Annotated in this window: 25 protein-coding genes; 16 read left to right on the top strand and 9 right to left on the bottom strand. The window is 72.4% G+C overall.

What is annotated here, in order from left to right:
- Nucleotides 1–57: 57 nt before the first annotated feature.
- The 3 genes from KUM32_RS20255 to KUM32_RS20250 are packed head-to-tail and all read right to left on the bottom strand — an operon-like array spanning nucleotide 58 to nucleotide 3,379.
- On the bottom strand, nucleotides 58–2,520 hold the full coding sequence (locus tag KUM32_RS20255; protein ID WP_217143330.1) for an FtsX-like permease family protein: 2,463 nt from the start codon (nucleotides 2,518–2,520) through the stop codon (nucleotides 58–60).
- Nucleotides 2,514–2,648, bottom strand: a complete 135-nt coding sequence (locus KUM32_RS44735; protein ID WP_302185166.1) for a hypothetical protein — start codon at nucleotides 2,646–2,648, stop codon at nucleotides 2,514–2,516. Before KUM32_RS44735 ends, KUM32_RS20255 begins: the two co-directional genes overlap by 7 nt.
- Nucleotides 2,642–3,379: an ABC transporter ATP-binding protein gene (locus KUM32_RS20250; protein ID WP_217143329.1), complete on the bottom strand. Its 738-nt coding sequence runs from the start codon at nucleotides 3,377–3,379 to the stop codon at nucleotides 2,642–2,644. The genes KUM32_RS44735 and KUM32_RS20250 overlap by 7 nt, the downstream gene beginning before the upstream one ends.
- Nucleotides 3,380–3,548: 169 nt before the next feature.
- On the opposite strand from KUM32_RS20250, the gene KUM32_RS20245 reads away from it, so the two are divergent.
- The 3 genes from KUM32_RS20245 (at nucleotide 3,549) to KUM32_RS20235 (ending at nucleotide 6,741) form a co-directional block, all read left to right on the top strand.
- A complete protein-coding gene (locus KUM32_RS20245; protein ID WP_217143328.1) occupies nucleotides 3,549–4,841 on the top strand; it encodes a sensor histidine kinase in 1,293 nt (430 codons plus the stop codon).
- Nucleotides 4,814–5,473, top strand: coding sequence for a response regulator transcription factor (locus KUM32_RS20240; RefSeq protein ID WP_217143327.1), 660 nt, complete (start codon nucleotides 4,814–4,816; stop codon nucleotides 5,471–5,473). The genes KUM32_RS20245 and KUM32_RS20240 overlap by 28 nt, the downstream gene beginning before the upstream one ends.
- Before the next feature lie 101 nt (nucleotides 5,474–5,574).
- Nucleotides 5,575–6,741 (top strand): hypothetical protein, encoded by a 1,167-nt coding sequence (locus tag KUM32_RS20235; RefSeq protein ID WP_217143326.1) that lies wholly within the window; start codon nucleotides 5,575–5,577, stop codon nucleotides 6,739–6,741.
- Nucleotides 6,742–6,829: 88 nt separating this feature from the next.
- On the opposite strand, the gene KUM32_RS20230 is transcribed toward KUM32_RS20235, so the two are convergent.
- The 3 genes from KUM32_RS20230 to KUM32_RS20220 all read right to left on the bottom strand — a co-directional run bounded on the left by KUM32_RS20230 (nucleotide 6,830) and on the right by KUM32_RS20220 (nucleotide 11,122).
- Nucleotides 6,830–8,200, bottom strand: coding sequence for an alpha-lytic protease prodomain-containing protein (locus tag KUM32_RS20230; RefSeq protein WP_217143325.1), 1,371 nt, complete (start codon nucleotides 8,198–8,200; stop codon nucleotides 6,830–6,832).
- Between the two features lie 127 nt (nucleotides 8,201–8,327).
- Nucleotides 8,328–9,275 (bottom strand): LysR family transcriptional regulator, encoded by a 948-nt coding sequence (locus KUM32_RS20225; protein WP_217143324.1) that lies wholly within the window; start codon nucleotides 9,273–9,275, stop codon nucleotides 8,328–8,330.
- Nucleotides 9,276–9,358: 83 nt separating this feature from the next.
- Nucleotides 9,359–11,122 carry an NlpC/P60 family protein gene (locus tag KUM32_RS20220; protein WP_217143323.1) on the bottom strand — a complete coding sequence of 588 codons (1,764 nt, stop codon included), beginning with the start codon at nucleotides 11,120–11,122 and terminating at the stop codon, nucleotides 9,359–9,361.
- Nucleotides 11,123–11,245: 123 nt separating this feature from the next.
- Between KUM32_RS20220 and KUM32_RS20215 the strand changes: the two genes are divergently transcribed.
- On the top strand, nucleotides 11,246–11,644 hold the full coding sequence (locus KUM32_RS20215; protein WP_217143322.1) for a VOC family protein: 399 nt from the start codon (nucleotides 11,246–11,248) through the stop codon (nucleotides 11,642–11,644).
- A gap of 18 nt (nucleotides 11,645–11,662) precedes the next feature.
- Here KUM32_RS20215 and KUM32_RS20210 read toward each other — a convergent pair whose 3' ends face one another.
- Nucleotides 11,663–12,100, bottom strand: a complete 438-nt coding sequence (locus KUM32_RS20210) for an ATP-binding protein (RefSeq protein ID WP_217143321.1) — start codon at nucleotides 12,098–12,100, stop codon at nucleotides 11,663–11,665.
- A 158-nt stretch (nucleotides 12,101–12,258) separates the two neighbouring features.
- Here KUM32_RS20210 and KUM32_RS20205 point away from each other — a divergent pair, with 158 nt between their 5' ends.
- Together KUM32_RS20205 and KUM32_RS20200 are read left to right on the top strand one after the other, a co-directional pair.
- Entirely contained in the window at nucleotides 12,259–13,134 is an 876-nt protein-coding gene (locus KUM32_RS20205) for a helix-turn-helix transcriptional regulator (RefSeq protein ID WP_217143320.1), read from the top strand.
- Entirely contained in the window at nucleotides 13,131–13,340 is a 210-nt protein-coding gene (locus tag KUM32_RS20200; RefSeq protein WP_217143319.1) for a DUF397 domain-containing protein, read from the top strand. The genes KUM32_RS20205 and KUM32_RS20200 overlap by 4 nt, the downstream gene beginning before the upstream one ends.
- Here KUM32_RS20200 and KUM32_RS20195 read toward each other — a convergent pair.
- On the bottom strand, nucleotides 13,291–14,196 hold the full coding sequence (locus tag KUM32_RS20195; RefSeq protein WP_217143318.1) for a helix-turn-helix transcriptional regulator: 906 nt from the start codon (nucleotides 14,194–14,196) through the stop codon (nucleotides 13,291–13,293). The genes KUM32_RS20200 and KUM32_RS20195 overlap by 50 nt on opposite strands.
- Before the next feature lie 87 nt (nucleotides 14,197–14,283).
- On the opposite strand from KUM32_RS20195, the gene KUM32_RS20190 reads away from it, so the two are divergent.
- The 4 genes from KUM32_RS20190 to KUM32_RS20175 all read left to right on the top strand — a co-directional run bounded on the left by KUM32_RS20190 (nucleotide 14,284) and on the right by KUM32_RS20175 (nucleotide 18,350).
- The gene (locus KUM32_RS20190; RefSeq protein WP_217143317.1) at nucleotides 14,284–15,069 is read left to right on the top strand and encodes an SDR family oxidoreductase; all 786 of its coding nucleotides are present in this window, start codon (nucleotides 14,284–14,286) and stop codon (nucleotides 15,067–15,069) included.
- Nucleotides 15,070–15,204: 135 nt separating this feature from the next.
- Nucleotides 15,205–15,414, top strand: coding sequence for a 4-oxalocrotonate tautomerase family protein (locus KUM32_RS20185; protein ID WP_217143316.1), 210 nt, complete (start codon nucleotides 15,205–15,207; stop codon nucleotides 15,412–15,414).
- A 252-nt stretch (nucleotides 15,415–15,666) separates the two neighbouring features.
- Nucleotides 15,667–17,025, top strand: coding sequence for an NADP-specific glutamate dehydrogenase (gene gdhA / locus KUM32_RS20180; protein ID WP_217143315.1), 1,359 nt, complete (start codon nucleotides 15,667–15,669; stop codon nucleotides 17,023–17,025).
- A 179-nt stretch (nucleotides 17,026–17,204) separates the two neighbouring features.
- The gene (locus KUM32_RS20175) at nucleotides 17,205–18,350 is read left to right on the top strand and encodes an acyltransferase (protein ID WP_308408687.1); all 1,146 of its coding nucleotides are present in this window, start codon (nucleotides 17,205–17,207) and stop codon (nucleotides 18,348–18,350) included.
- A 71-nt stretch (nucleotides 18,351–18,421) separates the two neighbouring features.
- On the opposite strand, the gene KUM32_RS20170 is transcribed toward KUM32_RS20175, so the two are convergent.
- The gene (locus KUM32_RS20170; RefSeq protein ID WP_254405854.1) at nucleotides 18,422–18,688 is read right to left on the bottom strand and encodes a hypothetical protein; all 267 of its coding nucleotides are present in this window, start codon (nucleotides 18,686–18,688) and stop codon (nucleotides 18,422–18,424) included.
- 392 nt (nucleotides 18,689–19,080) lie between these two features.
- On the opposite strand from KUM32_RS20170, the gene rpsJ reads away from it, so the two are divergent.
- From rpsJ to rpsS, 6 genes are read left to right on the top strand one after another with little or no spacing between them, the layout of a single operon-like run.
- The gene (gene rpsJ / locus KUM32_RS20165; RefSeq protein ID WP_003948644.1) at nucleotides 19,081–19,389 is read left to right on the top strand and encodes a 30S ribosomal protein S10; all 309 of its coding nucleotides are present in this window, start codon (nucleotides 19,081–19,083) and stop codon (nucleotides 19,387–19,389) included.
- Nucleotides 19,390–19,405: 16 nt separating this feature from the next.
- Nucleotides 19,406–20,050, top strand: coding sequence for a 50S ribosomal protein L3 (gene rplC / locus KUM32_RS20160; protein ID WP_019329642.1), 645 nt, complete (start codon nucleotides 19,406–19,408; stop codon nucleotides 20,048–20,050).
- Between the two features lie 8 nt (nucleotides 20,051–20,058).
- Nucleotides 20,059–20,724: a 50S ribosomal protein L4 gene (gene rplD / locus KUM32_RS20155; protein WP_217143313.1), complete on the top strand. Its 666-nt coding sequence runs from the start codon at nucleotides 20,059–20,061 to the stop codon at nucleotides 20,722–20,724.
- Nucleotides 20,724–21,143 (top strand): 50S ribosomal protein L23, encoded by a 420-nt coding sequence (gene rplW, locus KUM32_RS20150; protein ID WP_007443985.1) that lies wholly within the window; start codon nucleotides 20,724–20,726, stop codon nucleotides 21,141–21,143. The genes rplD and rplW overlap by 1 nt, the downstream gene beginning before the upstream one ends.
- 40 nt (nucleotides 21,144–21,183) lie before the next feature.
- On the top strand, nucleotides 21,184–22,020 hold the full coding sequence (gene rplB, locus KUM32_RS20145) for a 50S ribosomal protein L2 (RefSeq protein ID WP_217143312.1): 837 nt from the start codon (nucleotides 21,184–21,186) through the stop codon (nucleotides 22,018–22,020).
- 12 nt (nucleotides 22,021–22,032) lie between these two features.
- Entirely contained in the window at nucleotides 22,033–22,314 is a 282-nt protein-coding gene (rpsS, locus tag KUM32_RS20140) for a 30S ribosomal protein S19 (RefSeq protein WP_003974263.1), read from the top strand.
- The last annotated feature ends 4 nt before the right edge of the window (nucleotides 22,315–22,318 follow it).

Here is a 22,318-nt window from a genome sequence, read left to right as displayed (position 1 = left end):
CCCGCACCCCGGGCACCGGACGCCGCCGCCCCACGCCGCCGGCCTCGCGGAGGCCGGTCATGCACGGATGCCCGCGAGCTCCACCGACCGGCGGCGCAGGGCCAGCGCGGCCGGGACGACCGACGCGGCCACGGCGAGCACCGCACAGGCACCCACGGTCACACCGATGGCCCCCCACGGCAGCGCGGGAGTGGGCCGTACCGAGAGCAGACCCAGCGCCGCCCACATCCCGGACAGGTTGAGCCCGGCGACGCCCAGCCCGAGGAACGCGCCGACCACGACGACCATCAGCGACTCGGCACCCACCAGGCGCAGCACCTGGCCGTTGCCGGCCCCGGCCAGCCGCAGCACCGCCAGGTCGCGGACCCGGTCGGAGGTGGCCATCACCATCGTGTTGACCAGGGAGATGCCCGTGTAGAGCAGGGCGATGCCGAGGACGAGCAGGAGGCCGAGCCGGGTGGAGCGGTTGGTCTGCGGGCAGGTCGCGGTGACCCACTCGTCGCCGGTGAGCACCTGTCCGCCGGCCGACCGCACCGCCTCGCGCAGGAGGGCGGCCACGGCCCCGCTGTCGGCGCCGTCGGCGAGGGCGACGTCCACCCGGTCGACGGGGGCGGCGGGGGCGTTGGCCGCGGTGACGTAGACGCCGTTGTCGCCGGTGCCGGTGTGCATCACCGCGGCGATGCGCAGCGTCCTCCGCGTGCCGTCCCCGAGCCACACCCGCACGCTCTGCCCCACGGAGCGCCGCTCCCATTCCTCGTTGACGATGATCGAACCGTCGTCGAGGCCGGACACCCGGCCGGCGGTGAGCGGAAGCCGGGCGGTGGCGGCGAGCGCCTCGGGGCCGGTGACGGCACGCGCCTCGGACTTCACGAGCGCCACGCCCTCCTCCAGGACGTACACCGCGCTCGACGAGGTCGGCGACACCTCGGCGCCGGGCACGGCGCGCAGCCGCTCCACGGTCCGCGCGTCGAAGCCCGTGCCGCCGCCCGGCGCGGTGACGACGAAGGCGGCGGTGGTCCGCTCGCGCGTCTCGGTGGCCTTCGCCTCGTTCAGCGTGGCGGTGGCACCGAGCAGGGATCCGGCGAGGGCGACCGTGACCAGCACGGGCGCCGCGACGGCCGCGGTACGGCGCACGCCGGCGGCGGCGTTCTCCCGGACCAGCATGCCCGTGGCGCCCGGCAGCCGGGCCGGAAGCCAGGCCAGCAGCCGGGTCAGCGGGCGCACCACGACCGGCGCGAGCAGCGCGACCGCGCTGATCAGCAGCATCGGCCGGCTCACATAGGTCTTGCGCTGCAGCAGGTCGCCCGGGTCACCGGCCAGGGAGACGCCCAGTGTCACCAGCGCGGTCAGCAGCAGCCCGGCACCGAACAGCCACCGGCCCCGGGTCATCGCCCCGGCGTCGACGGAGGCTTCGCGCAGTGCCTCGACGGGGCCGGTGCGTCCCGCCCGCCACGACGCCGCGACCGCGCCGCACAGGGCGACGAGGAGTCCCGTCCAGAAGGCCGTGTGGTACGGCCAGGTGTGGTCGCCGATGGCGAACCAGGAAGGGGCCAGGCCCTCGTCGACCACCCACGCCGCCAGCCGCGGTGCGCCGTACGAGCCGAGCAGGCAGCCGGCCGCGGAGGCGAGCACGCCCACGACGAGGGCCTCGGTGAGCACCATCCGGCGGACCTGCCCCGGCGTGGCACCCGCGGTGCGCAGCAGCCCGAACTCCCGCCGCCGCTGGGCGACCGCGAAGGCGAAGGTGGACGCCACGACGAACACCGAGACGAAGGCGGTGACGCCACCGGCCGTGCCGAACAGGGCGTTCATCGCGGTCAGCGCCTCGCCGTCCCGCTCGGGGTCGGCGTCGGCGTAGCGCCGGTCGGTGCCGGTGAGCACCTGGACGCCCGTGCTGTCGCGCACCGCGCCCCGTACCGCGGACGCCTCCGCGTCGACCACCAGCTGCACGCTGGTCGGGGAGAGCCGGGCGGCCCGCGCGTCGGTGAAGAAGACGGCGTCCTCGAACCCGCGGTCGGGCACGGTACCCACGACCCGCAGGGTGCCCCGATCCGTGCCCAGGCGGTCGCCCGGCGCGGCCCAGCCGCCGGTGACGACGACCTCGTCGGCCGTGCGCGGCGCGCGGCCCGCGTCGAGGGCGTACGGGGCGAACGCGGCGGTCGACCAGGGGTGGCCCACCAGGCCACCGGGCCCGCCCTCGGCCCGTACGGGGAAGGACCGGTCCTCGACGACCGGGCCGAGCCGCTCCAGCTTCGCGACGGTCCGGGCGGGCACGGCCCGCGGCTGCGCGAGCTTCTGCGTACGGTCGCCGATCGGCGTCGGCACCCGCAGGGTGTCCTGGCCCCGGACCACCACCGGCGCGGCGGCGAACCGTTCCGGCGCACGGCCGGGCGCGTCCAGTGAGGACGCCAGGGCCAGACCCGTCACGGTGAGCAGGGCGACGCCCAGCGACAGCGCGACGAAACTGCCGGCGAAGGTGACCCAGCGGGTGCGCAGGGTGCGCAGCGCGGTGCTCAGCACGGGGTGGCCTCCGGAGTGTTCGTGCGGGTGGGGGCGGTGGCGGTGGCGGTGGCGTCGGTTCGGGGGAGGTCGCCGTGGAGCGGGCGGACGGAGGTCACCCGGTGGGTGCGCGGGGCGGTGCTCAGCACGGGACCGCCTCCAGCGTGGTCATGCGGGCCGCGATGGCGGGGGCGTCGGCGCCGGCCAGTTCGTCGTGGAGGCGTCCGTCGACGAGGAAGACGACGCGGTCGGCGTAGGAGGCGGCCACCGGGTCGTGGGTGACCATGACGACCGTCTGGCCCTCGCGGTCGACCATGCCGCGCAGCAGTGTCAGCACCTCGCGCCCGGTCCGCGAGTCCAGGGCGCCGGTCGGCTCGTCACCGAACAGCACATCGGGGCGGGTGATCAGCGCGCGGGCCAGGGCGACGCGCTGTTGCTGGCCGCCGGACATCTCGGTGGGCCGGTGCCGGGCCCGGTCACCGAGGCCGACCTGGGCGAGCACCTCACGCACCCGGGCCCGGGGAGGACGGCGGCCTGCCAGCCGCAGCGGGAGCGCCACGTTCTGCTCGGCGGTCAGCGACGGCAGCAGGTTGAACGCCTGGAACACGAACCCGATGCGCTCCCGGCGCAGCAGGGTCAGCCTCCGTTCGCTCAGCCCGGTCAGGTCGGTGCCGCCGACCACCACCGACCCCGACGTGGGCCGGTCCAGGCCCGCGGCACACTGCAGCAGGGTCGACTTGCCCGAGCCGGAGGGGCCCATGACGGCGGTGAACGTGCCCCTCGGGAAGGCGAGGGAGACCTCGTCGAGGGCCGTCACGGCACTGCCGCCCACCCCGTACCGTCTGCTGACGGAGCGCAACCGGATCGCGTCGTCGTTCATCTCTTCCGTCCCCACTCGTCGGCTTCTGCGTCGGTGACTCCACGAAACCGCCCGTGACCACCCCGGCGCAGTGCGGCAGGGGTGAGAAGTGGGGTGGGGCAGGCCATACCCCGGGTCCTCCTCCCGGGCCCATGGTTCCGCCGCCCGCCCCGGCTCTACGGTGATCCGCATGCATCCTCGGAATGTGTGGCAGGCCATGGCCCGCCCCGGCTTCCTGCTGTCCGCGTGGCCGTGGCGTTCGCTCGCCTACCTGGTGACCGGGGCGGTGGCCGGTGCCGTGACCCTGGTGGGGATCGCCGCCGCGGTGGCCGTCGGCGGTGTCCTCGCCGTCGTCCTGGTGGGCCTGCCGCTGCTGCTCCTCACCGCCCTCGCCGGCCTCCCCGTCGCCCAGCTGGAACGGCTCCGGCTGCGCCTGGTCGACCGCGACCCGGCAACCGGCCGGCACCGGCAGCCCGCCGCGGCGGGCCTGCGGGCCTGGCTGACGACCCGGCTGCGGGAGCGGGCGACCTGGCAGGAACTCGGCTACGCCCTGCTCTTCGCCGGCCTGCTCTGGCCGGTGGACGCCCTCGCCGTCACCACTGCCCTGGCCCTGCCGCTCGCCACGGTCGCCACCCCGCTGCTGATGGCCACCGTCGGCGACGGGGAGGAGGCCAAGGTGCTCAAGCAGTGGACGGTCACCACCTGGCCGACCGCGTGCGCGGTGGCGGTGCTGGGGCTGCTGCTCCTCGCCCTGGGCGCCTATGCGCTGGGCCTGGTGGCGGGCGCGCGGGCCGAGCTCGCCCGCGTACTCGTGGGGACCCCGCGCGAGGGCGACCTGGGCGAGAGGGTCGTCGAACTCACCCGCTCCCGCGTGCGGTTGGTGGACGCCTTCGAAGCCGAGCGGCGCCGGATCGAACGCGACCTGCACGACGGCGCCCAACAGCGCCTCGTCGCGCTGACGATGTCCCTCGGACTGGCCCGCCTCGACGCACCGCCGGGCCCCCTCGCCGACCAGCTGGCCAAGGCCCACGGGGAGGCGGGGAAGGCGCTGGAGGAGCTGCGCGAGCTGATCCACGGCATCCATCCCAAGGTGCTCGCCGACTACGGACTGGAGGCCGCGGTCGACGACGCCGCCGACCGGTCCGCCGTCCCCGTCGACGTACGCCTGGAGCTGCCCGGCAGGCTGCCCCAAGCAGTGGAGGCCGCCGCCTACTTCGTGGTGTGCGAGGCCCTCGCCAACGTCGCCAGGCACAGTGGCGCCGACCGCGCGGAGGTCACCGGCGGGCACGGCGACGGACGGCTGCTCCTCCAGGTCCGCGACGACGGCCGGGGCGGCGCGGCGGCCGGGGCGGGCAGTGGGCTGACCGGGCTCGCCGACCGGGTGTCGGTACTGGATGGCAGACTCTCCCTGTCCAGTCCGCCGGGCGGCCCGACCCTGTTGCGCGTGGAGATTCCTTGCGAGTTGACCGAACGCTTCGCGTAGTACTGGCCGAGGACAGCGTGCTGCTGCGGGACGGGCTGATCGGCCTGCTCACCCGCTGCGGCCACGAGGTCGTGGCGGCCGTCGGGGACGCGGAGGCACTGGTCGCGGCCGTGGAGGAGCACACCCCGGACGTCGTCGTCACCGACGTCCGCATGCCGCCCGGCTTCCAGGACGAGGGCCTGCACGCGGCGGTGCGGCTGCGGGAGAAGCGCCCCACCCTGCCCGTCCTCGTCCTCAGCCAGTACGTCCAGCGGGCCTACGCGGCCGAACTGCTGGACTCCGGCGACGGCACGGGCGTCGGCTACCTGCTGAAGGACCGCGTCGGCCAGGTCGAGGAGTTCGTCGACGCGCTGTCCGAGGTCGCGGACGGCGGCACGGTCGTCGACCCGGAAGTGGTACGCCAGTTGCTGCGCCGCCGCCGCGACCCCCTGGAGCGGCTCAGCCCGCGCGAGCGGGAGGTGCTGGCCCTGATCGCGGAGGGAAGGTCCAACGGCGCCATCGCCCGCGAACTCGTCGTCTCCGAGGCGGCCGTGGGCAAGCACATCGGCAGCATCCTCACCAAGCTCGACCTTCCCCCGGCAACCGAGACGCACCGCAGGGTGCTGGCGGTCCTGGCGTATCTGCGGGCCTGATCCCGAGGCGGCGGCGCGCCGTCGGCTGTCACAAGGTCCTGTCCCCACCACTGAACCACTGAACCACTGAACCACTGAACCACTGACCGGAAAGTGAGCCCGTGAGTATCGTCCCGCCTCCCGGCCGTCCCGACGACGATCCGGCACCCTCCCTGTCCGACGAGCAGCTGGAGTCGTTCCTGCGGGAAGCCGCCGAGGGCGGTGGGGCGGCGGCCCCCAAGGAGCCGTCGGCACGGGCGCGGATGGTGGCCCGGCGGTTGCGGGAGGAGGACGAGGCGGCACGGCGGGAACAGCGGCCCACCACCCCGCCGGGGTGGCGTACGGGCCCGTCGGCGCGGGCGGGGAACGATCGCCGGGCCCGCCGGCGCGGCGTGGGCGCGGTGGTCGGCGTGGTGACGCTGGCGGTGCTCGCGGTCGTCGCCGTACGGCCCTCGCTGGTGCCGGACCTGTTCCCCGGCGGGGACGGCGGCGGCTCCCGGAAGCCGCTGGCGGCCGAGACCGCGCTGCCGACCGGGGCTCCCGGGGAGGCCGCCGGGTCGGAACGGGCCACACGCGAGCACCCGTTCCGCGGCTCACCGGCCGAGCGGTGGGCCGAGGGCGCCGACGCCATCGAGATACCGAAGGCGAAGGCGCTGTCCGGCATGAGCGAGGACGACGTGGCGTTCGCGCTGCGCCGGACCAAGGAGCTCCTGGTCGCCGCCAACCTGGATCCCGCCGTACTGCGCGGCGAGTGGCCGGACAAGGCGCTGGCCGTCCTCGACCCGAAGCAGCCGGAGCTGCTGCCGAAGCTGCGCCGGTCACTGAGCGAACCGGACGTGGAGCACGACCCGCTCCGGCTCTTCACCCGCTTCGACCCGGACGAGGTCCGCCTGGCCGGTGACGTGGTCAAGGTCCGCGGCCACATGACCCTGACCGCCGGGAAGCCGGGCGTCGTGAAGGTCGACGCGGACTACACCTTCGTCTACCCGCTGGTGCGGACCCGCGGGGACGACGACCGGGTCGCGCGTACGATCGTCCGCCGTGTGCTGACGCTGACCCTCAACGACCCGGCCAGGTGGGACGTGACCGAGGGCAGGCTCCTGGTGGAGAAGTACTTCAGCGAGCACGGGAACACCAGCTGCGGTGTCCATGACGGATACCTGCACCCCGGGTTCGCCGACGGCGCCGGCGGTGACCCGGCCACCGGGCCCCTGACCGATCCCTACGACCGCAGCCAGCCCCTCACCGGGGCAGAGTCGGGAGACTGCGGTCGCGTGACCCGTACCTGAACGGAGTGACGCCGTGACCGGGCCCGGGTGCCCCACAGGTGCACCCGGGCCCTCCCCGTGCCTCCGACGTCTCAGCGTCGGCTGTGGCTCACACCCGTTGCCACAGCGCGGGGACGTTCGGAGGTTCCCAGCCCTGCCGGGCCTGGTGGCCCTGCAGGCAGCGGTAGGTGGCGCCGCCGTGGGTCACCGTGTCGCCCGGCTGGTAGACGGTGCCGGCCGCCCAGGTCCCGCCGGGCTCGCCCGGCTCCTCGCCGCCGTCACCGGTCGTCTTCAGGGTGAGGCCGTAGTTCTGGAGCAGCGGGTTGATCGGCTGGAAGAAGGTCTCGCCGCCGCTTCTGCAGTTGCCCGAGCCGCCCGAGGTGACGCCCTGCGCCTGGCTCCCGGAGATGTACGAGCCGCCGGAGTCGCCGGGCTCGGCGCACACCGTGGTGCGGGTGACGCCGCTGATGGTGCCCTCGGGGTAGGTCACGCTGGTGCCGTGCTGCTGGACGGTGCCGCAGTGCCACCCGGTCGTCGAACCGGAGCGGCAGACGGACGCGCCGACCGGGGCCTGCGTGGAGCCGGTGACCTGGACGCTCTGCCCGCCGGCACCGTTGACGTACGGGGTCGCCGTCCAACTGGAGTTGGTGGCCACCCACGCCATGTCACGGCCCGGGAAGACCGAGCCCTGGAAGGTTCCCTGCGCCACCCGGTTGGCGCCGCTCGTGCTCGCGCCGGCCCGTCCGCAGTGACCGGCGGTGGCGAAGCCCTGCTGGGTGCCCTTGGTGACCGGGAAGCCGATCGAGCAGCGCCCGCTGTTGTTGATGTAGTACGCCTCGCCGCCACGCAGGTCGTAGTACGTGCGGGGCCGCTCCGTGCGCGTCTCGACGCGGGCGAGGGACCGCTCGATCCCGGCCGCCGCCAGCAGCGAGCGGGCCGCCGCCGGGCGCACGGCCTCGACGACGAGGGCGTTGGTGGGCGTGTCGACGTACCAGACCGGTGCGTCGGCGGTGTTCCGGTCGGCCGCCGCGCGGTCCAGGCGGGCCTTGGCCGCGTCCAGGTCGGCGAGCGAGTGGCGTACGACCTTCGCCTCGGCCCCCCGCGCCTCGATCACCGCGACGTCGTCGGCGTCCGTCGTCGCCACGGTCAGGGTGCCGGACTCGGCGCCCCGCACCCAGGCACCCGCGAAGTCGCCGCCGAGCGCGGCGCGGAGCCGGCCCGCCGTCGCTCCCGCCTCGGCCTCGTTGACGAGGCGGCGCTCGGCCTGCTGCCGGTCGAGGCCGAGGTCGCGCTGCATGGCACGGAGCAGGGCGGGAGGCGCGGCGTCGGTGCGGAGGGTCTCGGCCGCGGTGGGCGCGGAGCCGGCGGGAGCCGTCCCGGCGCTCGCGGAGCCGCTGAGCCCGGCCACGAGCAGGGCGGCCGTCGCCGCGAGCGCGGCGCCCGCCGCTCTGACGCCGGGTCTGGTCGGTCGGTGGGGCATGGGGGATCTCCTCGGTTTCGGTGGGGAGGTGCCGAAACCGTAGGGAGGGACGACCGGCGCCCGGAAGACATCGGCCGACCCCCTCCCCGGCGTTATGGAAGGCGCACGGGACGCGTCACGAGGCGCGTCACGGGACGCGGTGCGCCGCCATCCACTCCGTGTAGCTGTCGCTGCCCGCCGCCACGCCCGCGTGCGCCATGCGGGCCTGGGCCAGCACGGTGGCGGCGGTGTCCTGCGGCTGCGTCACCGCGTGCCAGCCCAGCAGGTGCCGCCAGGCCAGCGGGGTGCCGGTGAGCGGCCGGGTGACGATGCCGGGCGTGGTCGGGAAGGTCGCCCGGCACAGTCCCACCGCCCGCCCCACCTGCACCAGGTGCACCAGGGACGCGGTGTCCGTCTCGTACATGCGGCGTGGGGTGAACCCGGCGCGGGCGCACGACGCGGCGAAGCAGTCGCCGAAGCAGCCGTCGCCGGGCACGCAGGCCCACTCCTCGTGCGCCAGCTCCGTCAGGTCCACCTCCGGCCGGTGGACGAGCGGGTGGTCCGCGGGCACCATGACGAACACCGGGTCCACGGCGACCTCCCGCCACACCAGCCCCTCGGCGCCGGGCGGGGAAGCGGAGCCGCAGGTGCCCGCGAGGGCGAAGTCCAGCCGCCCCTCGGCCAGTTGACCGGCCAGCTCCCGTTCCGACCACGAGGTGCAGGTCGTCATCCGGGCCTCCGGCGCCACGTCTGCCAGCCGGTCCACCAGGGCGCCCAGCAACGGCCCGTGGGTGCCGCCCAGCCGGAGGTGCCGCGCGGTGTGCGGCGCCCGCGCGAACCGCGCCGCCTCCTGCTGCAACTCGGTCACCGCGGGCAGCACGATCCGGGTCCGCTCCAGCACCAGCTCGCCCAGCGCGGTGGCCCGCACGCCGTGCCGTCCGCGCTCGAACAGGGCACCGCCCAGAGCCCGCTCGATCCGCTTGAGCTGTGCGCTCAGCGCGGGCTGCGCGAGGCCGAGAGCCGTCGCCGCCCTGGTGAGGCTCCCGGCGTCGGCGATGGCCCGTACCGTCTTGAGATGCCGCAACTCCAGCTCCATGAGGTGAGCTTGCGGCGCGGCCGGAGCGAGGGCAAGAGTCTGGTACAGACCAGTGCGGGGTCCCCGGGGGAGCGGGGGACGCCTCAGATGCGGTGCACCGTGTGCAGCGTCCTCGCGTACGTGCCGGTGCCGTCGAGGAGCGAGTTGCCGCTCAGGTCGGACATGGTCGGCCCGTTGACCGTCTTGCGACTGGAGAGGAAGCGGCGCCCGCCGGCGGTGTCCTCGCCGAGGTAGATGCCGACGTGGTCCGTCGTGGCGACCTCGTTGTCGTCACCGGAGTCGGCGTTGAACAGGACGAGGTCGCCGGGCTGGATCTGCTCGGCGGCGGGCGGACGCGTGCCGTCGGTCCGGGCGATGCGCACGCCGGGCGAGTGGTCGGCCATGTCCCGGGACCTGCGGGGCAGCCGGGTGCCGGAGGTGTCCTGGCCCGCCGCCATCGGTACGCCCATGTGGTAGCCGTAGACCATGCGCGTGTAGCCGGAGCAGTCCAGGTTGCCGACCTGCTTGCTGGACGCGCCGGTGTGGGTGCCGTCCGGGAAGGTCCAGCCGCTGTTCATGTACTCGTGGAAGTCGGCGCCCTCGGCGCGGTTGCCCCGCGGGTCCAGGTTGCCGTACCCCGCCTCGCCCAGGACCTGCCTGCCCTCGGCCGGACCGGAACCGGCGACCACGGGTGAGGCGCCGGGGAGGAACATGGCCGCGTGGGCGAGGACGTCCGGGGCGGTGGAGCCGGCCCAGCCGCGCACGACGTTCTCCAGTCCGGGCGTCCAGACGCCGTCGAAGGGTTCGGGCAGGACCCGTACCCAGTCGGAGTGGGTGACGACCGGCGGCTCCGCCCAGTTCGCGGCGTCCACCTGGAACCGGCTGACGAGCAGGGTGACCGGCAGGTTCGTACAGCCCCGGTTGGCGAGCGCGCGCAGGCCGACGCGGCCCTTGCCGAAGGTGGCGTCGGTGACGTCGAAGGCCCACCCGGACGGTTCCGCGCCGGCGGACCGCCAGGCCTTGGCCCGGATCCGGGTGCCCTCGCGGCGGACCCGTATCGTCCAGTCGGTGCCGGCGGGCACACCGGAGGCGAGCGTCACGGCCGTGGCGAGCTGGGTGACCGCGTCGTCGGCCTCCTTCTCCACCCTGAACTGGACCTCGCCGGAGGTGGTGAAGGACAGCCGGGCCCGGTAGCTGTTGCGGGTGTCCTGGTAGCCGAACGAGAGGGCGTAGGAGCAGGCGTCGCCGGTCGGCACCTTGTCGAACCGCGCGACGGAGCGGACGTCGACGTCGGTGATCTCGCCGTCCCGCAGGCTGGCGTGGCGACTGGCGTTGTCGGTGGTGAGGGCGATGGCCCCGGTGCCCGGCACCACCGAGTAGTCGGTGTCCGCCGGCCCGAGGGTGGACCAGCTTCCGCCGCCCGGGGAGGTGCCCCAGTACGCGCGCTCACCCACGGGCAGCGACGTGTCGGGCAGCGTCCGCGCGAAGTCGTCCACGAAGGGCTTCTTGTTCTCCGAGAACGTCCGCTGCGGCCCCGGCAGCAGCACGGTGCGGGCGCCGTGGGTCAGCAGCGCGACCCGTCTGCCGCCGGAGGTGACCTCGGTACGGGCCGGGGTGCCGGGCAACACGGTGGCGGTGAGCCGGGACGCCAGGGTGAGGCCGCTGAAGTACGCGGGGTTCAGCGGCGGGAGCGTCACGGAGGAACGCGCCGCGCTCAGACCGGCGGGCGGGGCGAGGGGGGCGACCGGCGCGGCGGTCGGCGTGGTGGCGCGCGCGGGGGAGGCGGAGGCCGTGTTGCCGCCGAGCGGGACCGTGGCCGCCGAGGCGGCGAGGACGGCGAGGACGCTGCGACGCGAGGTGTTTGTCATGATCGTAATAAATCAGCTCGGGCAGCGACAATGTGCGTCATCGGGCCAGATCGAAGACCGGCAGGACGGGCACGCGGGCTAGTAGGACGCGATCTGTCCTACTTCCGCCCTACGGTTCCTCCCATGACCACCACGGAGAACACCCCGGCACCCGTCGCGTTCCGCTACTCGGCCGTCACCTTCGACTGCCCCGACCCCGCCGAACTGGCCCGCTTCTACGGCGAGGCCCTCGCCCTGCCCGTCGTGTACTCCACCGACGACTTCGTCCTGCTCGGCGGCACGCGGGACGGCGCGCCCGGCCTCGGCTTCAACCGCCTGGCCGACTACCGCCGCCCCACGTGGCCGGACCCGGCCCAGGAGAAGCAGGCCCACATCGACCTCGGCGTCGACGACCTCGACAGGGCAGAGGCCCGCCTGCTGGCCCTCGGCGCCACCAAGCCCGACTTCCAGCCGGCGCCGGACCGGTGGCGGGTGCTGCTGGATCCGGCGGGGCACCCGTTCTGCGTGTCGACGGTGGCGTGAGGGCGGGACCGAAGGGGGTCAGTGGACGATGTGGTGCCGCGGTGGCGTGAAGCGGAGTTCGGCCCAGACGGTCTTGCGCGGAAAGCGCTCTTCCGCCACTCCCCAGCGGTCCGCCAGCGACTCCACGAGCAGCAGGCCCCGGCCGGACTCCGCGTCGAGGGCGGGTGTCTGCGGGCGGGGGAGTCGCTCGCCCCGGGTGTCGGTGACCTCGACGCGGAGGGTGTCACCGACGACGTAGAGCGTGAGCCGGAAATCTCGGCCGGGGACGCGTCCGTGGGCCACCGCGTTGCTCGCCAGCTCGGCGACGAGTTGCCGCGCCGGGTCCAGAGGCAGGCCCCAGGAACGGAGCTGCTCCGTCGCGAGCAGTCGGGCGAGGCGGGCGCCGCGCGGTGTGGAGGACAACTGCACGGTGAAATTGCGGACGGAGGCCGTGAGTGCGGGAGATTTCTGGTTCACGTCACTCAGCGTGGCGCCATGTGCGTACCGTGAGAGGTGACTCAGCGGGTACGTACGGTGACTGTCCGGTGGTTGTCCAGCGCTGTCGGTGCTGTCGGGGCGGGGCTTGCGGGTAGGGCGCTGGGGGCAACACGGCGAGCACGACGAAGGGGCGTGGGATGACGGTCGAGGCGGAGGCGGGCCGGCTCAAGGGCGAGGCGGACGAACCGGGGTGGGAGGTCGATCCCGACGACGAGTGGGGCATCGCGGTCATCACCACGGTGGGGCGGCAGTTGAAGCTTCGGCGCGAGGCGGTGGGGATGCGGGCCGCCGAGTTCGGGGCGGCGGTGGGGTACGGGGAGGACCTCGTCTACAAGGTCGAGGGCGGGAAGCGGATTCCCCGGCAGGAGTATCTGGACAGGGCCGACGAGGTGTTGGGCGCGGGCGGGCTCATCGCTGCGGCTTGGGAGGACGTGAAGAAGGTCCGGTACCCGAAGAAGGTCCGGGAGCTGGGGAAGCTGGAGGCGAAGGCCGTCGAGATCGGCATCTACGAGTGCAACAGCGTCCATGGGCTGTTGCAGACTCCGGAGCACGCTCGCGCGCTGATGGAGGCGGCACAGCCGCCGTACTCCTCGGACGACCTGGAACGAATGGTGGCCGCCCGTCTGGCGCGGCAGACAATTCTCGAGCGCGACCCGGCCCCGTCGATCCACTTCGTACTGGAAGAGGCGCCGTTGCGTCGCCCGGTTGGCGGCACAATGGTGTGGCAGCGCCAGCTCGAACGACTGCTGGAGGTGGGAAGGCTGAACCACGTCACGCTTCAGGTGATGCCGACGAACACCGATGCCCATCCAGGGGTGGACGGCAAGATCGAGTTGCTGAAGTTCCCGGATGGTACGGCCGTGGGCCGTTCCGATGGTGCGTTCAATGGGCGGCCCATTGCCGAGCCCAGGGACCTGCGCATCCTTGAGCTGCGCTATGGCACCATCCGGGCGCAGGCTCTCCCGCCGAGAGAGTCGCTCGCCTTCATCGGACAACTGCTGGGAGAGACATGATCCGCAAGGCCTCCGTCGGGGACGCCTCTGAACTGGTGTGGTTCAAGAGCAGCTACAGCAGCGGAACGGATGGCAACTCCTGCGTCGAACTGGCCCTCGCCCCCGGCACAGTCCACATCCGCGACTCCAAGACCGTGGAAGGCCCCCGCCTGACCGTCACTCCCCGCGCCTGGGCGACCTTCCTGCCGTACGCGTCGGAGCGCTGACCGGCGTCTCGACGATCTCCTGCGTCCCGACGACGCCGAGCAGATCCAGCAGCCCCGCACTGTCCGTGCCGACCGCCGGCGTGAACCAGAGCAACCGCTGCCGGCCGTCCTCGCTGAACAGGTTGAGGCAGTTGACCTCGATCACCCCGATCGTGGGGTGGACGATGCGTTTGCGGTCGTCCCGCCGGAAGGCCACGTCATGGTCGGCCCACAGCGCCGCGAACTCGGGGGAGACGTCGAGCAGCGTACGGATCATCGAGCCGACCTCCGGGTCCTTCGCGTCCCTCCGCGCCGCGGCGGCCCGCAGATCCGCGACGAACGCGCGGGACTGGGACTCGTGGTCGGCCTCGGGGTGCAGGCGCCGGGTGTCGGGCTCGGTGAACCACCGGTGGACGAAGCTCGCCCGGGGCCCCCGGAAGCCGGACTGGTCCCCGACCAGCGCCACGGCGAGCGGGTTCTGTACGAGGGTGACGTGCAGGTCGGTGATCACCTGCGCCGGGGTCGAGGACAGCCGGCCGAGCAGGTCGAGCATGCCGGGGTGCACGTGCGAGGCGGCGCCGCCCTGCACGGGCACGGGCCGGTCCGCGAGCCGGTAGAGGTAGTCCCGCTCGTCGCCGGACAGCCGCAGCGCCCTCGCCAGCGCGGCGATCATCTGCTCGGACGGCTGCGACCCGGCGCCCCGCTCCAGCTCGTTGTAGTAGTCCACCGACGCTCCGGCGAGCTGGGCGACCTCCTCACGGCGCAACCCGGGCACCCGGCGCCGCGGTCCGGCCGGGAGCCCGACGTCGGCCGGGCGGATGCGTTCCCGGCGTGATCGCAGGAAGGTTCCCAACTCGGCGTACTTCACGGCTGCCATGGCCCCATTCTGCGCCCGGCCGGGGCCGGCGACCCAGGGGATGTCATCCCCTGGTTGCGCGGGCCGGTGCCGCGCATCGTGGAGGACATGACCGCGAACACGGACACGGACACGAACACGAACCAGCACACCCCCGTACCGGCGGACGCACGGGTCGCCGTCGTCACCGGCGGATCACGCGGCATCGGCCGGGCGGTGTCCCGGAAGCTCGCCCGGGGCGGCCTGGCCGTCGTCGTGAACTACGCCCGCGACGCGTCCTCCGCCGAGGAGACGGTGGCGGCGATCACCGCCGACGGCGGGCGCGCGATCGCCGTACAGGCGGACGTGGCGGAGGAGAAGGAGGTCTCCGCTCTGTTCGACCGGGCGGAGGAGGAGTACGGCGGCGTCGACGTCGTCGTCAACGCGGCCGGGCGGATGGCCCTGGCGCCCATCGCCGACCTCGACCTGGCGGCGCTCGACGCCGTGCACCGCACCAACATCCGCGGCACCTTCGTCGTCGCCCAGCAGGCCGCACGGCGACTGCGCGCGGGCGGCTCGTTCGTGGGGTTCTCGACGTCCGTGGTCGGCACGCAGTTCCCCACCTACGGCGCGTACGCGGCGAGCAAGGGCGCCGTGGAGGCGATGACGCTGATCCTCGCCCGCGAGCTGCGCGGGCGGGACATCACCGTGAACACCGTCGCGCCCGGACCCACGGCCACGGACCTGTTCCTGGAGGGCAAGACGCCCGAGCGGATCGACGAGCTCGCCAAGGTCCCGCCCCTGGAGAGGCTGGGCACCCCGGAGGACATCGCCGCCGTGGTCGCCTTCCTCACCGGCCCGCAGGGGCGCTGGGTGAACGGCCAGATCCTGCGCGCCAACGGCGGCATGGCCTGACGCATCACCCACCGCCACGCGATCCGCACCGCCACGTGCGCCGCACCGCCACGTGGCGCCGCACCGCCACGTGCGCCGCACCGCCACGTGCGCCGCACCACCACCACCACAACAACACCCCTCAGGAGATCAACCATGCCTTTCGCCCACTTCAAGGTCCCCGCGGGCACCGTCACCGCCGAGGACAAGAAGAAGATCGTCGAGCGCACCACCGACCTGTACGCGGAGATCTACGGCGAGCGGGCCCGTCCCACCACCGTCGTCCTCGTCGACGAGGTCCCCGACGGCGGCTGGGGCGTCGCCGGCAACGTCCTCACCGCCGCGATGCTCAACGGGGACGAGTGACGGGCACCGCGTGATGAGCACCGCGTAACGGGCACGGCTCTTTAGGGGCATATCACCCGTTATGTGGAAGCTCGGTCTCACATAGTGGTCGCACTCTGGGCCGGGTGCTGGTCAGGAGGTTTACATGCGCGTAACACTGAAGTGTCCCGCGCGCGGCAACGGCGCCGAGCGCCCCTCACCGGACCGACCGACCGGACGGGTAGCCCCCTGTCCGGCAGGCCTCCGGTGTCCGCCGTGCCAGAAAGGGCCCCTGTGACGACGCGAAGCGAGACCAGGACCGCGCTCGACCACCTGCTCACCGAGATCGAGCACCGCAACCCGGCCCAGCCGGAATTCCACCAGGCCGCCCACGAGGTCCTGGAGACCCTCGCGCCGGTGCTCGCGGCCCGCCCCGAGTACGCCGAGCCGGGCCTCGTCGAGCGGCTGGTCGAGCCGGAGCGGCAGGTCATCTTCCGGGTGCCGTGGCAGGACGACCAGGGCCGCGTCCACGTCAACCGCGGCTTCCGCGTCGAGTTCAACAGCGCGCTGGGCCCGTACAAGGGCGGCCTGCGCTTCCACCCCTCCGTCAACCTCGGCGTCATCAAGTTCCTCGGCTTCGAGCAGGTCTTCAAGAACGCGCTGACCGGCCTCGGCATCGGCGGCGGCAAGGGCGGCAGCGACTTCGACCCGCACGGGCGCAGCGACGCGGAGGTCATGCGGTTCTGCCAGTCGTTCATGACGGAGCTGTACCGGCACATCGGCGAGCACACCGACGTCCCGGCGGGCGACATCGGCGTCGGCGGCCGGGAGATCGGCTACCTGTTCGGCCAGTACCGCCGGATCACCAACCGCTGGGAGGCCGGCGTCCTCACCGGCAAGGGCGCGGGCTGGGGCGGTTCGCTGATCCGTCCGGAGGCCACCGGCTACGGCAACGTCCTCTTCGCGGCGGCGATGCTGCGCGAGCGGGGCGAGGACCTGGAGGGCCAGACGGCGGTCGTCTCCGGCTCCGGGAACGTGGCGATCTACACGATCGAGAAGCTGGCAGCCCTCGGCGCGAACGCCGTGACCTGCTCGGACTCCTCCGGCTACGTCGTCGACGAGAAGGGCATCGACGTGGAGCTGCTGAAGCAGGTCAAGGAGGTCGAGCGGGGCCGCGTCGACACGTACGCCGAGCGCCGCGGCTCCTCGGCCCGCTTCGTGCCCGGCGGGCGGGTCTGGGAGGTCCCGGCCGACCTCGCGCTCCCGTCGGCCACGCAGAACGAGCTGGACGAGAACGACGCCGCCACCCTCGTCCGCAACGGCGTGAAGGCGGTCTCCGAGGGCGCGAACATGCCGGCGACGCCCGAGGCGGTCCACCTGCTCCAGCGCTCCGGCGTCGCCTTCGGCCCCGGCAAGGCGGCCAACGCGGGCGGTGTCGCGGTCAGCGCCCTGGAGATGGCGCAGAACCACGCCCGTACGTCGTGGACGGCGGCGCGGGTCGAGGAGGAGCTGACCCGCATCATGAACGACATCCACACCACCTGCCACGAGACCGCCGACCGCTACGGCGCCCCCGGCGACTACGTGACGGGCGCGAACATCGCGGGCTTCGAGCGCGTGGCCGACGCCATGCTGGCGCAGGGCGTCATCTGACGGGGGCCGGGCCGGCGGGGGCCCAGGGGCGGGGCGGCGCCGGCGTCATGTGAACCGGAGCGGAAGTCCCCGCGAACACCGCGGGGAGGGCGGGCGGCGCCTTGCCCAAACCCCTACCGCTGGTGCGAACACTGTTCTTGTCTGTTCGAATGGTGCGTGCAGCGGACAAGGAAACGTCGGTGCTCGAGCGGGCGGAGGGACGGTCGGGACGACCGCTCCCCCCGCTCGCCGTCGCCGCGCCGGCCGGGAAGCGCACGGGCGGCCGCCTGTACGTCATCGACGGCATCCGTCTGCTCGCCGCGCTGATGGTGGCCGCGCACCACTACGCCGGCACCTGGCGCGCCGACCGCCCCGGCAACCCGATCTGGGACCGCCCGGTCTCCGAGATCATGCCCACGGTGTTCCGCGTCGCCTCCTACGGCTGGATCGGCGTCGAGATCTTCTTCGTGATCAGCGGCTTCGTGATCTGCATGTCGTGCTGGGGCCGCACCCCGCGCCAGTTCTTCATATCCCGCGTGATCCGGCTCTACCCCGCCTACTGGTTCGCGGTCGCGTTCACCACGGCCGTACTGATCGCCGTACCGGGCGTGTGGGAACGCCTCCGCCTGCGCGAGGTCCTCCTCAACCTCACCATGCTCCAGTCCGGCTCCGGCGTCGCGAACGTCGACGGCGTCTACTGGACCCTCTGGTCCGAGCTGCGCTTCTACCTGCTCTTCCTGGTCGTGGTCGCCATGGGCCTGACCTACCGCAGGGTCGTGCTCTTCTGCTGCGTGTGGGGCGCGGTCGCGATGCTCGCCCCGGTCGCCGACCTCCGCCTGCTGGAGCTGGTCGCCAACCCGGACGGCGCCTGGTACTTCATCGCCGGACTCGCCCTCTACCTCATGCACCGCTTCGGCCAGGACCTGCTCCTGTGGGGCATCCTCGCCATGGCGTGGCTGATGGGCCAGATGGAGCTGGGCAAGCGGATCGAGGAGGTCGAACGCGTGTCGGGCTGGCGCGGCAGCGTGGCGATCTTCACCGTCTTCCTGCTCTTCATGGTCGCCGTCGCGCTCGGCCACACGGACCGCGTCCGCTGGAGGTGGCTGGTCACGGCGGGTGCCCTGACGTACCCGCTCTACCTCGTCCACTACGCGGCCGGCACGGCCCTCATCGCCCGCCTGCACGGCACCATGGACGCCCGGCTGCTGATCGCGCTGATCATCACGGGCTTCCTGCTGCTGAGCTACCTGGTCCACCGCTTCGTGGAACGGCCGGTGTCGCGGCTGCTGAAGAAGGGGCTGGACACGTCGTTCGCCCGGCTGCGGGCCGCGGAGAACCGGGCCTGAGGTCTGCGCACCGGTCAGTGCGAGGATGGTGCCCGACCGACTGGACGGCCGGAGAAGGAAACCATGGCCCGTTAGCCCGCGCGCCCAGGCACGCGGTCCGTCTGGTGGGCCGGCTGCCGCAGGGCGTTGTCCACGGCGTTGCCGACGAGCCAGAAGTCCCAGGTCACGGCCGGATCGCGGAAACGGTCATCGGACATCACCGCTTCCGCGTAGCTGCTGATCCGGCTGACCTCCGCCATGCCGAGAACGACACCGGGGCGTTTCAGCTCGACGACCAGGTGATGACCGCCCGAAGGAGGAGCACGTATCCGGAAGGGCCCGGGTTTGATCTTCGCCACCCCGGGGGTATTCTCTCCGGCCCGATTGGCCAGCCCCGCGTCCCGTATGGCAGACTAGCGGGGTTGCTCGGTCGAGTGCCGATGCTGCGCGCCTCCCGCCGGGGGGACCGGAAGCGAGTCCCACAGTACTCGTCGCCTCTGTTCAGGGGCGGAAGTACGGGAATCTTCCGGGAAGCGTCAGCGGGGTGCAGACCAGGCACCCGGTGGGCCTCTCGCCCCCGCCCGCGGTACCGGAAGGGCCCGCACTCCCCATTGCAGGGAAGTCCCGAAAGGGACATCCGTGTCAGCGGGAGCGCGACACGCCCGACCGCGTGGGTCGGAGGAGGGGAGGGTGAAGAGCAAGGAGCCACCGGGTTCCGGAGCGTTACGAGAGACAGGACTACGAAGTAGCCATGGCGGGACAGAAGATCCGCATCCGGCTCAAGGCCTACGACCACGAGGTCATCGACTCTTCGGCGAAGAAGATCGTCGAGACGGTGACTCGCACTGGTGCGTCGGTCGCGGGCCCGGTGCCGCTGCCCACTGAGAAGAACGTGTACTGCGTCATCAAGTCGCCGCACAAGTACAAGGACTCGCGCGAGCACTTCGAGATGCGCACGCACAAGCGCCTGATCGACATCCTCGACCCGACCCCCAAGACCGTTGACTCTCTGATGCGACTCGACCTCCCGGCCGGTGTCGACATCGAGATCAAGCTCTGAGGCCGGTGATCTGAAGATGACCAAGCAGATCAAGGGCATCCTGGGCGAGAAGCTCGGTATGACGCAGGTGTGGGACGAGAACAACCGTGTTGTTCCGGTCACCGTCGTCAAGGCCGGGCCCAACGTCGTCACCCAGGTCCGCACGAACGATGTCGACGGCTACGAGTCCGTCCAGATCGCCTTCGGCGAGATCGACCCGCGCAAGGTGAACAAGCCCCTCAAGGGCCACTTCGCCAAGGCCGACGTCACCCCCCGCCGCCACCTCGTCGAGATCCGCACGGCCGACGCCTCCGAGTACACGCTCGGTCAGGAAGTCACCGCCGAGGTCTTCGAGGCCGGCATCAAGGTCGACGTGACCGGCAAGAGCAAGGGCAAGGGCTTCGCCGGTGTCATGAAGCGTCACAACTTCAAGGGCCTCGGCGCCGGACACGGCACCCAGCGCAAGCACCGCTCGCCCGGTTCCATCGGTGGCTGCGCCACCCCGGGCCGCGTGTTCAAGGGCCTCCGCATGGCCGGCCGCATGGGCAACGAGCGGGTCACCACCCAGAACCTGACCGTCCACGCCGTTGACGCGGAGAAGGGTCTGCTGCTCATCAAGGGCGCGGTTCCCGGTCCGAACGGCGGCCTCGTCCTGGTCCGCACCGCGGCCAAGGGGGCCTGAGGTAACCGATGAGCACTGTTGACATCCTTTCGCCGGCGGGCGACAAGGCCGGCACCGTCGAGCTCCCCGCGGAGATCTTCGACGTTGAGAAGGTCAGCGTCCCGCTGATCCACCAGGTCGTCGTCGCGCAGCTGGCCGCTGCCCGCCAGGGCACGCACAAGACCAAGACCCGCGGTGAAGTCCGTGGTGGCGGCAAGAAGCCGTACCGCCAGAAGGGCACCGGCCGCGCCCGTCAGGGCTCGACCCGCGCGCCGCAGTTCGCCGGTGGTGGCGTCGTGCACGGTCCCGTGCCGCGCGACTACTCGCAGCGCACCCCGAAGAAGATGAAGGCTGCCGCCCTGCGTCACGCCCTCACCGACCGGGCGCGTCACAACCGCATCCACGTCGTCTCCGGCGTCGTCGAGGGCGAGAGCCCGTCGACGAAGGCCGCCCGGACGCTGTTCGGCAAGATCTCGGAGCGCAAGAACCTGCTCCTGGTCGTCGACCGCGCCGACGAGGCCGCGTGGCTGTCCGCCCGTAACCTGCCCCAGATCCACATTCTGGAGCCGGGCCAGCTGAACACGTACGACGTTCTCGTCTCGGACGACGTGGTCTTCACCCAGGCCGCTTTCGAGTCCTTCGTGTCTGGCGCGGCTAAGTCGCCGGCTGCTGAGACCGAAGGGAGCGAGGCCTGATGGCTACGCGTCACCCGAGCATCGCCTCGAAGGCCGCCAAGGCCGCCAAGGCCGCGCGCGTCGCCAAGGCGCGCCGCCACGAGGCCGAGGGCAAGAACACCGTCGTCACCCCGGCCAGCAAGGCGTTCACGGACCCCCGTGACGTGCTGCTGAAGCCGGTCGTGTCCGAGAAGAGCTACGCGCTCCTCGACGAGAACAAGTACACGTTCATCGTCGCGCCGGGCTCCAACAAGACCCAGATCAAGGAGGCCGTCCAGGCGGTCTTCTCGGTCAAGGTCACCGGGGTCAACACGATCAACCGCCAGGGCAAGCGCAAGCGGACCCGCACCGGCTTCGGCAAGCGTGCCGACAGCAAGCGCGCGATCGTGACCCTTGCCGAGGGCGACCGTATCGACATCTTCGGCGGTCCGACCTCCTGACGGAGGTCCGGATCGTCCGGAATCGGACGAGGACTGAGAAATGGGAATCCGCAAGTACAAGCCGACGACGCCGGGCCGCCGTGGCTCCTCCGTCGCCGACTTCGTCGAGGTCACGCGGTCCACGCCGGAGAAGTCGCTGGTCCGCCCGCTGCACAGCAAGGGCGGCCGTAACAACGCCGGTCGTGTGACCGTTCGCCACCAGGGTGGCGGACACAAGCGCGCCTACCGCGTGATCGACTTCCGTCGGCACGACAAGGACGGCGTGCCGGCGAAGGTCGCGCACATCGAGTACGACCCCAACCGCACCGCGCGCATCGCGCTGCTGCACTACGCCGACGGCGAGAAGCGCTACATCCTCGCCCCGCGCAACCTGCAGCAGGGTGACCGCGTCGAGAACGGTCCCGGGGCCGACATCAAGCCGGGCAACAACCTGGCCCTCCGCAACATCCCGGTCGGTACCACGATCCACGCGATCGAGCTCCGTCCCGGTGGCGGCGCCAAGTTCGCCCGCTCCGCCGGTGCCTCCGTGCAGCTGCTCGCGAAGGAGGGCTCGATGGCCCACCTGCGCATGCCGTCCGGAGAGATCCGCCTGGTCGACGTGCGCTGCCGCGCCACCGTCGGCGAGGTCGGCAACGCCGAGCAGTCGAACATCAACTGGGGCAAGGCGGGCCGCAAGCGGTGGCTGGGCGTTCGCCCGACCGTCCGTGGTGTGGTCATGAACCCGGTGGACCACCCGCACGGTGGTGGTGAGGGCCGGACCTCCGGTGGCCGCCACCCCGTGTCCCCGTGGGGCAAGAAGGAAGGCCGTACTCGTTCGCCCAAGAAGGCGTCGAACAAGTACATCGTCCGCCGCCGCAAGACGAACAAGAAGCGCTAAGGACGGGTTGAGATGCCTCGTAGCTTGAAGAAGGGACCCTTCGTCGACGACCACCTGATCAAGAAGGTGGACACGCAGAACGAAGCCGGTACCAAGAACGTCATCAAGACCTGGTCCCGTCGCTCGATGATCGTCCCGGCGATGCTCGGCCACACGATCGCGGTGCACAACGGCAAGACCCACATCCCGGTGTTTGTCACCGAGTCCATGGTCGGCCACAAGCTCGGCGAGTTCTCGCCGACGCGCACCTTCCGGGGTCACGTCAAGGACGACCGGAAGTCGAAGCGCCGCTAGTCAG

Source organism: Streptomyces sp. AC627_RSS907, assembly GCF_019049165.1.
The sequence above is the reverse complement of the archived record's forward strand: the minus strand, read 5'-3'. Positions and strand labels throughout refer to the sequence as shown.